At 59.8% G+C, this 13,933-nt stretch carries 14 protein-coding genes; 6 read left to right on the forward strand and 8 right to left on the reverse strand.

Going from position 1 to position 13,933, the window contains the following annotated elements:
* Positions 1 to 15: 15 nt before the first annotated feature.
* A complete protein-coding gene (locus Thiofri_RS17625; protein WP_009147568.1) occupies positions 16 to 1,257 on the forward strand; it encodes an HD-GYP domain-containing protein in 1,242 nt (413 codons plus the stop codon).
* Positions 1,258 to 1,349: 92 nt separating this feature from the next.
* Here Thiofri_RS17625 and Thiofri_RS17630 read toward each other — a convergent pair whose 3' ends face one another.
* The 5 genes from Thiofri_RS17630 to Thiofri_RS17650 form a co-directional block, all read right to left on the reverse strand.
* Complete coding sequence (locus tag Thiofri_RS17630) at positions 1,350 to 2,033, reverse strand: PilZ domain-containing protein (protein WP_009147567.1); 684 nt, start codon at positions 2,031 to 2,033, stop codon at positions 1,350 to 1,352.
* 381 nt (positions 2,034 to 2,414) lie between these two features.
* Positions 2,415 to 2,669, reverse strand: a complete 255-nt coding sequence (locus Thiofri_RS17635) for a hypothetical protein (protein ID WP_009147566.1) — start codon at positions 2,667 to 2,669, stop codon at positions 2,415 to 2,417.
* A gap of 511 nt (positions 2,670 to 3,180) precedes the next feature.
* Positions 3,181 to 4,251, reverse strand: coding sequence for a homoserine O-succinyltransferase MetA (gene metA, locus Thiofri_RS17640; RefSeq protein ID WP_009147565.1), 1,071 nt, complete (start codon positions 4,249 to 4,251; stop codon positions 3,181 to 3,183).
* A gap of 11 nt (positions 4,252 to 4,262) precedes the next feature.
* Positions 4,263 to 5,144, reverse strand: coding sequence for a hypothetical protein (locus Thiofri_RS17645; RefSeq protein WP_009147564.1), 882 nt, complete (start codon positions 5,142 to 5,144; stop codon positions 4,263 to 4,265).
* A gap of 57 nt (positions 5,145 to 5,201) precedes the next feature.
* The gene (locus Thiofri_RS17650) at positions 5,202 to 7,118 is read right to left on the reverse strand and encodes an ATP-binding cassette domain-containing protein (RefSeq protein ID WP_009147563.1); all 1,917 of its coding nucleotides are present in this window, start codon (positions 7,116 to 7,118) and stop codon (positions 5,202 to 5,204) included.
* 280 nt (positions 7,119 to 7,398) lie between these two features.
* On the opposite strand from Thiofri_RS17650, the gene Thiofri_RS17655 reads away from it, so the two are divergent.
* From Thiofri_RS17655 to Thiofri_RS17675, 5 genes are all read left to right on the forward strand, one after another.
* A complete protein-coding gene (locus tag Thiofri_RS17655) occupies positions 7,399 to 8,106 on the forward strand; it encodes a Crp/Fnr family transcriptional regulator (RefSeq protein ID WP_040854750.1) in 708 nt (235 codons plus the stop codon).
* Between the two features lie 270 nt (positions 8,107 to 8,376).
* Complete coding sequence (locus Thiofri_RS17660; RefSeq protein ID WP_009147561.1) at positions 8,377 to 8,802, forward strand: DUF6858 family protein; 426 nt, start codon at positions 8,377 to 8,379, stop codon at positions 8,800 to 8,802.
* On the forward strand, positions 8,802 to 9,149 hold the full coding sequence (locus Thiofri_RS17665; RefSeq protein ID WP_009147560.1) for a NifB/NifX family molybdenum-iron cluster-binding protein: 348 nt from the start codon (positions 8,802 to 8,804) through the stop codon (positions 9,147 to 9,149). Before Thiofri_RS17660 ends, Thiofri_RS17665 begins: the two co-directional genes overlap by 1 nt.
* Before the next feature lie 235 nt (positions 9,150 to 9,384).
* Positions 9,385 to 10,524: a Fic family protein gene (locus Thiofri_RS17670; protein WP_009147559.1), complete on the forward strand. Its 1,140-nt coding sequence runs from the start codon at positions 9,385 to 9,387 to the stop codon at positions 10,522 to 10,524.
* A 662-nt stretch (positions 10,525 to 11,186) separates the two neighbouring features.
* Positions 11,187 to 12,617, forward strand: a complete 1,431-nt coding sequence (locus Thiofri_RS17675; RefSeq protein ID WP_143741803.1) for a hypothetical protein — start codon at positions 11,187 to 11,189, stop codon at positions 12,615 to 12,617.
* Positions 12,618 to 12,672: 55 nt separating this feature from the next.
* On the opposite strand, the gene Thiofri_RS17680 is transcribed toward Thiofri_RS17675, so the two are convergent.
* The 3 genes from Thiofri_RS17680 to Thiofri_RS17690 form a co-directional block, all read right to left on the reverse strand.
* Entirely contained in the window at positions 12,673 to 12,984 is a 312-nt protein-coding gene (locus Thiofri_RS17680; RefSeq protein WP_223296681.1) for an exosortase C-terminal domain/associated protein EpsI, read from the reverse strand.
* Positions 12,985 to 13,132: 148 nt separating this feature from the next.
* Entirely contained in the window at positions 13,133 to 13,627 is a 495-nt protein-coding gene (locus Thiofri_RS17685) for a GNAT family N-acetyltransferase (protein ID WP_223296680.1), read from the reverse strand.
* Between the two features lie 2 nt (positions 13,628 to 13,629).
* Complete coding sequence (locus tag Thiofri_RS17690; RefSeq protein WP_009147555.1) at positions 13,630 to 13,917, reverse strand: type II toxin-antitoxin system TacA family antitoxin; 288 nt, start codon at positions 13,915 to 13,917, stop codon at positions 13,630 to 13,632.
* Positions 13,918 to 13,933: the final 16 nt, after the last annotated feature.

Below are 13,933 nucleotides of genomic sequence, written 5' to 3' on the forward strand. Positions count from 1 at the left end.
CTTGAGCTTCCCGCTATGCTCAAAAAGATTCATGTTGATCAACTAACCGCAGGAATGTTTCTCAAGGAACTCTGCGGTTCCTGGATGGAGCACCCTTTCTGGCGCTCCAGCTTTCTGCTGACTGACGACACAGACATCCAGACCCTGCGCACCAGCAGCATCCGAGAAGTCTGGATCGATACCAGCAAGGGCTTGGACGTCCCAGACGGAGTGGAAGCAGTCAACGAGGCCGAGAACAAAGCCAAGGTCGAGCGGAGCATCCAGCAGGCGGCTTTCAAAACTGGCGAGAAGGAATCCACACCCATTAGCGAAGAATTGAACCGGGCTGCGAAGATCTGCGAGCGTTCAAAAAAAGCTGTCACAGAAATGTTCTCTGACGTCCGCATGGGAAAAGCAGTGGATGCCGCTCAGGTTCGGGTTCTGGTCGAGGAAATATCTGAATCGGTTAACCGCAACAGCGCGGCATTGCTGAGCCTGGCGCGTCTGAAAACCGCAGACGACTACACCTATATGCACTCGGTCGCCGTCTGCGCACTGATGATGGCCCTTGGTCGACAAATGGGCCTGAACGATAAGCAAGTCCGCCTCGCAGGCATGGCTGGTCTGCTTCACGATCTCGGCAAGGCTAAAATGCCGCTGGAAGTGCTCAACAAACCGGGCAAGCTGACCGACGAAGAATTCGCCATCATGAAAAGCCACCCGGTTGAAGGTCATCGCATGCTGCTGAAAGCGGCCGAGTCCATCGACGCTATCACGCTAGATGTTTGTCTCCACCACCATGAAAAAACAAACGGCTCCGGTTACCCGGACAAGCTGACCGATAAGAAGATTAGCCTGTTTGCAAAAATGGGCGCCGTCTGCGATGTCTATGATGCCATCACCTCCAACCGGCCCTATAAAAGCGGCTGGGACCCAGCCGAGTCCATTCGCAAGATGGCCGAGTGGGCTGATGGGCATTTTGATCCGCGCGTGTTCCAAGCCTTTGTCAAGAGCCTGGGGATTTATCCAGTTGGCTCCCTGGTGAGGCTCGCCTCCGGAAAACTGGGCGTGGTCATAGAGCAGTCTCAGGCATCCCTGCTCAAACCCAAAATAAAGGCGTTCTACTCAACCAAATCCCGTGCCCGCATTGCGCCCAAGATCATCGATCTGTCGCAAGCTCATTGCAACGACAGCATCCAATCCCGCGAGGATCCTGCCGAGTGGGATTTCCCGGATCTCATCGAACTCTGGTCTGGTATGTCCGGACATACCGGCTAAGCCGACAACAGGCACCGCCAAACCAACAAGTCACGCCAACAAGTCACAGCGGTAGTCTTTTGGTATAAAAACGCAGGGCTGGCGCCTTTGCTTTACCAAATGGCCTTGATGTCATCCATGAGCTGATCGATCACCAACTGTTGGTTCTGATCCAGGCTCTCAAACATCACGCCGCATTTCGGGCTCTTTTCTTTCGTCATGCTCTTGATCCTCCCCGGCACCGTCTGACTGCCTGCGGTTGCGGTTGAGATATCCAGCGAGATCTCGCGCTCAAGCCCGACTCCGAGCTCGGCTGCATCCCCGCCTTTACTGAAGGCGATGCGACAACCGCCCGAGGACAGATCCGTGATGACCACCTCGCGACGCAACTCATTGCAGATCAAACCCGCGTTCAAGAAACAAGGGACTCGTTCGTGAACTCGCAGCTTGACTGATTTCACATCCTCCGGCCATTTGACGAAGACGATCGACGGGTTCTCCAGGGTGCCCAAAATTGGCGACTTGAACCCATAAACGTTGCCTTCAGCAGCGAAGCGCATGATCACATCAGGCCAGTTGTCGCGGATATCTTTGAAGATATCGCTCGGCGCCACCCGCACCATGACAACCTCACCTTCGCTCACGCCGACGATGCGGCCCATCACACGTTCCGAATCGTTTGAAATCTGAATCGTCGAGCGAATACCGCAAGAGACAGAAAAATCCTGATCACCCTTTTCAGAGCCAGACGCGCTTTCGAGCCTCGCCAGACGATTATGCTGAGCACCAGCACTCATACCTGCACCCAATGTGGTTTTTTTATCTGCTCGGGATCATAGCAGGGATTCAACACATAGCGCACGTCCATGTCGGCCGGCCATAGAATTAACCCGGCAGGAAATAGACAAGAGCGACCGAAAAGGCCGTTGCCTGACCGGACCCGTCCAGAGTGATTTTTCTGCACTCGGCGTAGCGCTAGAGATGAAGCGCCGTGATCGATCTTGGAGTAGCGCGGCCGGGGAGGAAGGAGAGAGATATAAGGGGGGGGGCGCGACTGGAACTCAGTCGCGCCTGCCGGTAATACTTGCCACCCTCAGGCTTACGCCAGCTGGTGTGAAGGCCGTGCATCCATGCACGGCATCAAGGGTTATCTACCCAAAGAACTTGAGGGAATAACTTTAGCGCAAACCCGCAGGCAACCAAGCGGAAACGCGGTCGCGTTCTTCGCTGACGTCGATGTCGAAATGTTGGTTTAGCACGTCCAGTGCTTCGTCGAGATCGGAACAGCCCCACTCGTCCATCACGACGTGGTTGTCACAGTCCTCAACATGGTAGCAGTGCTCAGGGTCGACCGCGTCGTAACGCAGGCGAAAGCCGGAGCCTGAGGGTTGGTCCCACTTATAGCGGACCACTTCGTTTTGTTCGTCGTACATTGTTGGTCTCTCGAATTCGGTCAGTGGCAAAAGCGTGATTGGCACTCGGGGCTTTGCCTGGGTTGCGTTACGGCGATGATTTGGTGCTGATTTCTGGCCTTAGCTCCAAAGCTGACGGGCAAACCTGAAACGGTACCCCGACACTAGCCCAGTGCACGACCTGAAACGGACACAGGCAACCAAAACGTCAGACTGTCTCCATCGAACCCAGTTAGCAACCTAGGGAAGACCCCAATCGGGCAAGCCCCAAGTGGCGAAACCGACAATGTTGCATCGAGGTAACATCGCGATCTCATGGCTTAAGTTTAGACCGGACCACCGACCTTGACAACAGGGAAAAAGCTCAAACTGCGAAGAAAATCGCAGTCAGTATGGCACCCGATAGCTGTCCAGGAAAAAGCCTGATGCCTGTCGCAAAAAGGGCACAACTTTTGAAAAAATGCGACTACTCACCTGCGCAGACACTAGCAACCCAGGTGAGGCACCCAACCTGCCGCATACGGGGCGATGATCAGCTCACCAGCTTGAGCGGATCGCTAGGGTCCACGCTGTCCATGAAGGGGATGCATCTGTCGTTGTGTGTCACCCGATAGATCAGCCCCATCCAGTTGCCCACCACGCCCTCAGCACTGTCGTGCCAGGTATTATCGAGTCCGGCGGCAATGCGCGCCTCGGGGAACTCAGGCGGAGAGCGACCACGGTCCAGATAACGATCAACCAGATCGCGATGCTCGCGCAGGATGGCTTTGGCCTTGAGGTTAAAGAAATGCTCCGGGAAGGGCGGATAGTCCTTGCGCGCACCGCTGATGTAGCGCCCCACCTCGCGCTTGTATTCCTTAAGCAGGGAGATGAGGTCGTATTCCGGATGGCCTTGGAACATCACCAGCCGAAAGCCGTCTTCGCTCACTGCCAGATGCACCCCGGCCTCCGGGCTTTCGACCAGCACCCGACAGCCGGCCGCATCGAACTGGGCACGGCTGATCTCATTAAAGCGGGAGTGCGGCACATCAAACAGGGTATTCACCGAGCTGACCAACGGGTGGGCGCGCTCGACCACCCGATGGGCATAGACACCCCAGCATTTCTCCGGCAGGCGCTGACGGCGCTGGTTGTGGCGGAACTGCATCACCGCATGGGTCGCCAGGCAGGAGCAGAGGGTGGAGGTGACATGTTCACTGGCCCAATCCATGACTTCAATCAGTGGTCCCCAAAAAGGCTCATCGGCCAGATTGGGCCCGGTGACATTGGCACCGGTGACGATCAGGCCGTCGAGGCCCTCGGCTTTCAGCTGACTGAAAGGCTCGTAGTAGCGTTCGATGTACGCCGACGCATCAGCAGAGCGCTTGAGTCCATCGAGGGTGAAAGGATGCACATAGAACTGAGCGATCTGATTGCTCTGGCCAATCAGGCGCAGGAATTGGCGCTCGGTCGCGCGCAGGGCGGCGTCCGGCATCATGTTGAGCAGGCCGATGTGCAGCTCGCGAATGTCCTGCGCCACCGCGTGCTCGGCTGGCAGAATGTTCTGGCCTTCTTCGCGCAGGCGGGCAAAAGCTGGCAGGTCGTTATGGGCAACCAGGGGCATAGGCGGGCACCTCAGTTGTCGAGTGGATCGGGGTCGGCATCGGGCTGGACCGGCTTGCGGGCGATGGCGGTGGCGAGCAGCTCGATGAAGTCTGGCTCGTCGCGCACTTGCGCGACCTCCTTAGACGTCACGGTGTAGCCATGGGGCCGGGCGATGGCCTCGTAGCGCGGCACCCGCGAGTGGAACAGCCGTGGGAAGACCCAGCGGGTGAAGTCGTTGGGGGCGATGTCGGCGACATAGTCGAGACCATGCTCGGCAAGGTAGTCCTTGACCGCCGAGAGCAGAAAATCCGGGCGAAAGTACAACGGCTTGGGATCAGCCTGGGCGCGCTCAATGAGTTTAATTTCGTCCTCCTGCGGCACCTGGATGTAGAGAATCAGCGTATGGCGCGCCAGCAGCTCGATGATCTCGGGCTCCTCGAGTTCGCACAGGCTGCCGCCGACATCGTTGACAAAGTGCTGATAGCCGTAGATTTCCTCCGCCTTGTCGATAAAGCTCGGCACATCGCGCATGGCCTGAATCTCGGCCTCACGATAAAGCGCTTGGCGGCGGGTGAATTCCTTCAGGCCCATACCGCCTTTTTCCGGATCGCCAAGCTGGCCGACAAAGCTCAACACCGGCCCCAGATCAGAGATCTTGATGTTGTTCTTAATCGCAATCCAGTCGCGCCGCAGCAGATCGCGCAAAAAGGGCACCTGCATGGCCTGGCTTTTAATCAGGTCCAGAATAGGTTCGTCGAGATAACGGGTGCCGATGCGGTAGTCGCCTGAGTAGTGAAACCAGTCATTGCGGCGCAACAGGGCGGAGAGATAGGTCTTGCCAACGCCAGACATGCCGAGCAGGGTCACCCGCCGGTTGGGCCATTGGAGAAAAGAGTCGGGGGTAAATTTCACGTCGAAAGTCCTGGGGCAATAGTCAGTGTTTGCGAGTCAGTGTTTGGAAGTCCGTGGTCAGTCCGGGTTGCAGGCGGCCTGTTTTTCTTCCAGCAGCACCCAGCGTTCGTAACATTGGGCCAGTTCCTGGCCGACCGCATCCATGCGCGCGCTGGCCTCGGCGACGCGGGTCTGGGCATCGCCAAGCTGATAGAGGACCGGATCGGCGAGCTGTTGTTCCAGCGCCTGCTGTTCCTGCTCCAGTGCCTCGATCTGGGCCGGCAGGGCGTCGAGTTCGCGCTGGTCCTTGTAGCCGAGCTTGGTCGGCGCGCGCTTGGCTGGCGCTTTGGGCGCGACCGGGGGCTTGTCCGCTGATTGCGCACTGGCGGGCGCTGCCGACGCCGGGCGCTGGCGCAGCCAGTCCTGATAGCCGCCGACGGACTCGACCACCCGCCCTGGGGCCTCGAACACCAGACTGGAGGTGACCAGATTATCCAGCAGCTCGCGGTCGTGACTGACGATCAGCAGGGTGCCGTCGAAGGCGTATAGGCGCTCTTCGAGCAGCTCCAGCGTCTCGGCGTCCAGGTCGTTGGTGGGTTCGTCGAGCACCAAGAGATTGGCCGGCAGGGTGAACAGCTTGGCCAACAGCAGGCGGTTGCGCTCTCCACCGGACAGGGCGCCGACCGGTTGGCGCGCGCGCTCGGGCTCGAACAGAAAATCCTTCAGATAGCCCAGCACATGCTGGCTGCTGCCGGCGATCTCGATACGCTCACGCCCGCCGGCGAGGTTGTCGCAAACACTCAGATTGGGGTCGAGCTGCGCGCGCAGTTGATCGAAATAGGCCACCTGCAGCCGGGTGCCGCGACGAATCTGTCCGCTATCGGGTTCCAGCTCGCCGAGCAGCAGCTTCAGCAGGGTGGTTTTGCCGACACCGTTGGGCCCGATCAGACCAACCCGGTCGCCGCGCAAAATCGTGGTATCCAGCCCAGTGACGATGGGTCGATCCCCGAAGGCGAAGCTTAAGTCCTGGGTCTCGACCACCAGCCGTCCGCTGCGCTCTCCGCTGTCGATGCGCAGACGCGCCTGACCGCCGCGCTCGCGTCTTTGCTGGCGCTCTTGGCGCAGGGCTTCCAGTGCACGCACCCGTCCCTCGTTGCGGGTACGCCGCGCCTGCACGCCTTGGCGAATCCAGACCTCCTCGGCGGCGAGTTTTTTGTCAAAACGCGCGCGCTCCAAGTCCTCGGCATGCCAGCGCTCCTCGCGCCGGCGCAGATAATTGGCATAGTCGCCTGGCCAGTCAGTCAGCCGACCGCGGTCGAGTTCCAGAATGCGCGTCGCCAGCCGTCTGAGAAAGCGCCGGTCATGGGTGATGAACAGCAGCGCGCCGCGATAGCTCAGCAAAAAATCTTCCAGCCACTCGATGGCCTCGATGTCCAGATGGTTGGTAGGCTCGTCGAGCAGCAGCAGATCCGGCTCGCGCACCAGTGCCTGGGCCAGCAGCACCCGCCGTCGCCAGCCGCCGGACAGAGACGCGTAGCGTGCCTCGGCATCCAGCCCCAGGCGGGTGATGACCCGCTCGGCGCGCTGTTCCAGCTCCCAGCCGCCCTCGGCTTCCAGTCGCTGTTGCACCACCGCCAGGCGCTCCAACTCGCCCGCGCTGGCGCCCTGACCGACCCGCTGGCTTAAGCGATGGTATTCCCCGGCCAGAGCCCCCAGATCACCCAAGCCGGCGGCGACCACCTCCAGCACATTTTCCTCGCCACCGGGCGGTGCCTCCTGCGCCAAACGCGCGACCCGCTGTCCGGGGCCGAGACGCATCTCGCCGCTATCGGCCTGAATCTCGCCCGCGATGATGCGCATCAGGGTGGATTTTCCGGCGCCATTGCGCCCGAGCAGACACACCCGCTCGCCGGTCTCGATATCGAGATCGACGCCATCGAGCAGTGGCTCGGCGCCATAGGCCAGGGACAGGGCGCGCAGGGATAAAATGGGCATGGGCGTCAGTCAGAGCTTTTTGGGTGGCGGGTTCCGCGCCTTCGCGACAATCCACCATGATAGCGCAGGATGACACCCATGCCTGACAACAGCAGCGGCAAAATCCGTTACACTTCTGCCCAAGCACCCGGCCGGCGAGCCAGCAACCACCAAATTGCAATGACAGGACGCATTGCCAGCCTCGGCTGACCACAAAACCAAGTAACACATCCTCCGGGATGGCAAGGCGCCATGAGCGATGGCACCATTATCCAACACCAATACAGGGGCCGTGACCCGCATGAGCAAGCCCATCACCTTTCACGAAGCCTGGGCCGGAGAGGCCGACTGCCGCAGCTGCGCCCTGCGGGAGTCGGTGCTCTTTGCCGGATTGCAAGAAACAGACTTCGAGACCATTCACGAGCCGATCGAACAATCCAGCATTAAACCCGGCACCACCCTGTACCAGACCGGCGATCAGGGCGAATTCATGTTCACCGTGCGCTCGGGCGCGCTCAAACTGGTACAGTATCTGGCCGACGGCAGCCAGCGCATCGTGCGCATCGTGCGCGCCACCGATGTACTCGGTCTGGAGGCGCTGCTGGGCGAGGGCTACCAGCACGACGCCATCGCGCTGCAACCGACCGAACTCTGCCGCTTCCCGACCCGCACCGTGCAGAAGCTCTCGCAAGACAACCCCAGCCTGCATCGCGAACTCATGGCGCGCTGGCAGCATGCCCTGAACGAGGCCGATGCCTGGCTGACAGAACTCTCCACCGGCTCCGCCCGGCAACGCGTCGCCCGCCTGCTGCTGCGTCTGGTGCGTGATCGCGAATCGAGCGAGTGCCAGTTGTTCAGCCGCGAGGACATGGGCGCCATGCTCGGCATCACCACCGAGACCGCCAGCCGCACCATCGCCGCCTTCAAGCGCGAGAGCCTGATCGTCGAGTCGCGCATCAACAACTTCCTGCTCGACATCGCCAATCTGCGCCGCATTGCCGAGGATTGATCCGCCCAGCGGCGAGCATTGCGCCTTTTCAATGCGGCCCTTCGCGCCGAGCGCTAATCTGCGCCGAACGCCCCATGCGCGAGATTGCCACTCAGCGTTAACGCCCCCCCCGCTGACCAGGGACCACCCCATGACCACCGCCTCCCCAATCGTCGGCAATCTGCTGGTGCCTATCGGCGGCGTGCCACACGTCTGAACACCATTGTTAAAACCACTCAGAAAGCCACGGGCTGCCACAGCGCTCTCCCGGGCGCAGGACGCACACAGGCGATGAAACACCAATTACTATTCGAAAAATATCCGCTCTTCGTGATGGAAATCGGCCGCGACGAGACCGACTTCGACTCTGTCGACGCCATCTGCGACTACCTGCACGAGCGCATCGAGGCGCACCGCTGCGCGCATTTCATCGCCGTTTTCGATCACTACGCCCATACCTGCCGCCTGCCAGAAGGCCAGGTCGACAGCGACATCCTGGCCGCCAAGAACGTCATCTTCTGCTTCGGCCTCGCCCTGCCCTGCCCCGAGGTCCTGGCCGTGCGCCCACGCTCCATCGGCGTAGCCGAAACCACCCGAGGCTTCATGATCAGCTTTATGGAAACCCCCATGCCAATCGCCAACACCGCCATGGAAGACTGGGCCGAAGGACTCCGCCGCGCCGACTCCGACAACCCCAACCCCCAGCAGGCCGCCTAATGCGTATCGCCGTCAGCAGTCAGAACTTCCGCACCATCACCAGCCATGCGGGGAAAAGCCGCCGCTTCATCCTGTTCGACATCAGCCCCGACGGCACCATCACAGAGCGCGATCGCCTTGACCTGCCCAAAGGCGAAAGCCTGCACGACACCAGAGGACCGGAACACCCGCTATTCGAACAGGGCCTCACCCACCTACTAACCGGCGGCGCTGGCGAGCGCTTCATCGAACGCATGGCCACCCAGGGCATTACCGTCATCCAAACCAGCGAGACCGAGATCGACAAAGCGCTAAGCGCACTGGCCGCAGGCCAACCCCTCCCAGCCGCCGCGCCACACGAGCACTAAATCGCGCCAGCGAGGGAAGCGAGCAGTTTCTATGCAAATTGGCAATTCAATTGACAATCTGCATAAATCCGCCTTGCCAATTCCATTCGACGCTAGCTGCGAAGCCGCCAACGTCCACAGCCCCAGACTTTTAAGAAACACTGCAAGATGCTGCCGCATTGGCCGGCGTAGCCCAAGTCCGGCTATCGCTCATGACGCGCGCTATAATGATCGATAAACAGCACGGTTTTCGATCATGGCTTGGAACTGGCAGCACGCGGATTGGCCAAACTTTGCTTGGACGCAGGACAAACTGCTCCGGGCTGAAAGGCTCTTTGCCGAGGGCGCAGGGATAATGATCGGCGCATCTCGACACCTCAGCCCGGAGGGCCGTGATGCGCTCGTTGTCGATGTTCTAAGCAGCGACGCCGTAGACACATCGGCGATCGAAGGCGAAGTGCTCGACCGGGACAGCGTCCAATCATCGATACGCCGACAATTCGGTCTTGCAAGCGATCAGCGCAAGTCGGGCGCCGCAGAGGCCGGCATCGCCGAGATGATGGGCTCCTTGTATCGCTCCCTCGCTGATCCACTCGATCAAGCTTGCCTTTGTGACTGGCACCGCATGCTGATGAATGGCCGGCGCGATCTGGGAACCATCGGCCCATACCGCACCCACCCTGATCCGATGCGCATCGTTTCGGGAGCCGTCTATGCGCCAAGAGTGCATTTTGAAGCACCGCCTTCGGACCGGGTTCCCATGGAGATGGAGCGCTTTCTCGCGTGGCTCCGGAACACGGAGGTGGGCGGAGCCTATCTCCAACCGGTCACGCGCGCCGGCATTGCGCACCTGTGGTTCGAGAGCATCCATCCATTTGAGGACGGCAACGGTCGTATCGGCCGGGCCATCGCCGAGAAGATTCTCTCATCCGGAACCTCCGAACCAGCGCTGGTTCCGCTTGCCAGCACACTGTTGACGCACAGGAAGGCCTATTACGCCGCGCTTGAAGCCGCCAGCCGAAGCCTGGAAATCACCGACTGGCTGTTATGGTTTGCCGCAAAGGTGATTGAAGCGCAACGGCGGAGCCTCGCGCTGGTTGAATTCACCATCGCGAAAACGCGGCTGTTTGATCGCGTGCAAGGTCAGTTGAATCCACGCCAGGAAAAAGCCGTGCTCCGCCTTTTTGCCGCCGGCCCCGATGGGTTCACTGGGGGACTCAGTGCGGGAAACTATCGCCGCATAACAGGTGCCACGACCGCCACGGCGACACGCGATCTGGCTGATCTCGTCGCCCTGGATGTGTTGAGCCGAACTGGTGAGCGCAAATCAACCCGTTACCACCTTAAGGTACCAATACAGCCGGTGCGACCGATAACAATCGCCGATATCACATGAGTGTCCTATTATTGAATGGAAAATAGTCAAGACTATTCATCGGTCCACTGGAAGATAGTGAGGCCCAATACTGGCACCCGCGCCATCGGCCGACGCCTGATCAGCACCAACCAAAAAACCACCGCCCTCACGGGGAACAACCACGACCGTCGGAACTTTTTCTTGGTATCCTGCTTCACCGTCCCGCTAGCGACTGATTGATAAACAATGCGTTGGATGGCTCGCGGGGACATCCGGTTGTACGCCCACCAATCTGCATGAGCGCGAAACAATTGGAACTTGACGAATCACAGTTTCAGGCTCCTGAGGAACGGATGCCGCACTATCAGCCCAGCGATGGTGATAGAGACCTGCTCAGGAACCTGGTAGCAAACATCCGTCAAGCTGGCGAATTTTCATCGCTGGCGGACGTAGATTCGCTGTTTGCTAGCTCCAACTTTCCCAAGCGCTATCGCCAACTCACCTTGGTGCTCTATGCCCCCGGCCACAGCCGGATTCTCGTCAGCCGCAGCGCGACAAACATCGGCCCACCGTTATTTTCAAACGTTTTCAGCCGGCTTCTGAATCACCCCCGACTGCCTTTATTAGCAGATTCTGAATTCCGGCTGCAAATAGACTTCACGATCAAACCACCCCGCCCTGTCGATATATACCGCGTCGGCATGGCCCAAAGCGGCGACCGGCATTTCGAGATTGGCCTGGACGGCTTACTGTTCAAAGACAATCAAGGCAAAGCCCAGATTTTTCTGCCCGGAGACGCCTATGTGCGCTCCATCATGGGCATGGGGCAACTGCGCGATTATCTTCGCCTGTCGCACAGCGAGGAGCACCTGCGCCGCACCAAGTTTCTGCGCTTCCGGACCGAAAGTTATGTGTCCTGCCACTCAGGCGAGCACTGGCTGCGCCTGTATCGCGGCTATCCGCTGGTCGGGCCGCTGACCAAGGACAAGGTCGAGCATGCGTTGCAACTGGCGATTAAGCACATCAAGCACACCCAACAGCCGGACGGGCGCTTTCTTTACTACTACGATGCCGCCCGCGACTCGCGCCGCGACCACGAGCACCCCAAACGCGACCCGGACAAAAATCCCTTCTACAACATCCTCAGACACGCCGGCGGCGGTCTGACCTGTATCTATCACGAGAAAGCCAACAAGACCGGCGACACCCTGCCGAATATCGTGCGCGCGCTCGACTACCTGGTCGCCAGCACCCGGTTTGCCGAATACGAAGGCAAAACCGGCGCCTTTATCTTCAGCGAGAAAAAGGCCAAGCTCGGCGGGACCGGCATCGCCCTCTATCTCGCCAGCGAATACCAACTACTCACAGGCGACACCCGATACCAAGGCTGGATTCATCAGCTCGCCTGGCACCTGCTGCACCAGATTACCGAGACCGGCGAGTTCATCTACTACAACATCTACCTCGACCGCCCCGTCACGCCCGCAGACAACCATCAGTACTTCTCGTTTTATTACCCGGGAGAAGCCGTCTGTGGTCTAGCCAAATACCTGCACCTCGCCGCGCCGAAAGACCGCGAGCCGTTCTTCAGCGGACTGCGCAAGGCACTCCATTACCTGCTTGTCATCCGCCCGCGCGAGCGCGCCGAGGAATACACAGCCGTCCCGTCCGACTCCTGGCTGATGATGGGCATCATGGAGCTGTGGGACTTCCCGCAGATGCGCAATGCCTCTTACGCCGAGTTCGTCTTTGCCGACGCGCGCAAAATGGTCGACCGGCTCTACACTGTAAAAGACGCACCCTACCCCGACTACGCCGGCGCCTTTTACTACCAATTCGGCGACTACCCATACTCCGACGGCGCCCGCTGCGAAGGATTGCTCGGCGCCTACGAACTCGCCGTCAAAATTGGCGAGGACGCACTCGCGCGTCACCTCTGGATTGCCATCCAACTCGCCGCCTGGTCGGTCATGCACCTGGTCAACACCGAAGACGCCATCTACTCCGCCCCCAACCCCAGCCTGGCACTTGGCGGCATCCGCTTCAAATACACCCGGCAGTGGTTCCGCATCGACACCATTCAGCATGTCGCCTGCTTTTATGCCAAGCTGCTGCCACATTGGCCAAACTAGTCATCAGGACGGCCCCCGCAACACACCGCAACCAAACCGCCCGCTTGCCGGCTATTCAATCGGGAATGAACCGCCCTAACTCCGGCACCGCCAGCGCCGCAAACTCCCGCAACCGCCGGTCGCCGTCTTGCCAATCCTCCCAAGGCTGAACCGCCGTGGTCAGCCGCACCAACGCCCCATCGGTGCGATTGCGGGTTAGCGCGTCCCAGAACAAGAACCACTTCACGGCATATTCATTAGTCAGCACCCGGCCGCGCTGCTGGAACCAAAAATACACCAGCTGCTTATCTTCGCCGCGCCAAAGGACCGATTCTGCCGGAAACGTCCACACCAGCACGGTTAGCAGCAGAATCAGCGAGACATGCACCACCAGGTATCATCATGCCGTTGTCATTCAGTGACCTGGTGTCGCGGGAATCGCGGTTAACCTTGAGGACCAGCGCGACACCGAGCAAAAGCGCGCGGCGCTGTCACACCGCTGAATCCTGTCATGGTCGCGAGCACTGTCAAAGGCGCTAGGGCCGGACAAGCCGGCGCGCGTCCTTGAGGAGCAAAATGAGTTGTCGGTGTTGCAATGGCGTTGGCTCGAAACCGAACCGGCGATAAAAAGCATCGGCCCGAGCATTGATGGGGTGTGTCAGCAGCGCCCGAATCCCAGCATGTTCAGCGACAGCAATTGTACGAATGATAGCGTCTTGCAGCAGGCTATAACCCAAACCCCGCTTCTGATAATCCAAATCCACGGCGAGCCTCGCCAAAATGATCAAGGGAATTGGGTACTGCCCCATACCACGACGAATCCGCTCGGGAGCTTCCAGCGTGTCAATCTGGCCGACAGTCAGGCTATAGTAGCCAGCCACCCGATCTTGATCGCAAGCGACAAAGGTTCTCGCCGATCCGCTCCCTTGGGCCTGGCGCGCATATTGGCGCAGCCATGTCGTGAGGGCGGGCTGCCCGCAATCAAACGCCTCCAGCCGATGCGCCACACCCAACGGCTGAGGCGCCGACAAACTCAAGTATCGGCCCACACCGGACGGCGTGAAAGCAGATCCGCCAATCGTTGATTGTCCGTCTCGGGCCGATCCAACATGTCCAAGAGTGCCTGGTACTGGTTGCCCGAAACCATGAAGAGGCGTTGATCGAGCAGGGTTTGCTCCGCCGCCTGGTAGGCTGCGTCAAGAATGAAGTCGGTCAGCGACTTGTGGGCGACTTCAGCGGCGCGCCGCAGCACGGCCTCCTGTGCGGGGGTGGCGCGCAAGCCAAGACGGGAAGATCGGGCCGATGCGATGACAGAGGGCATGTCAAGAGTCCCAAAA

This window comes from Thiorhodovibrio frisius, from assembly GCF_033954835.1.
In the GTDB taxonomy this organism is placed as follows: Bacteria; Pseudomonadota; Gammaproteobacteria; order Chromatiales; family Chromatiaceae; genus Thiorhodovibrio; species Thiorhodovibrio frisius.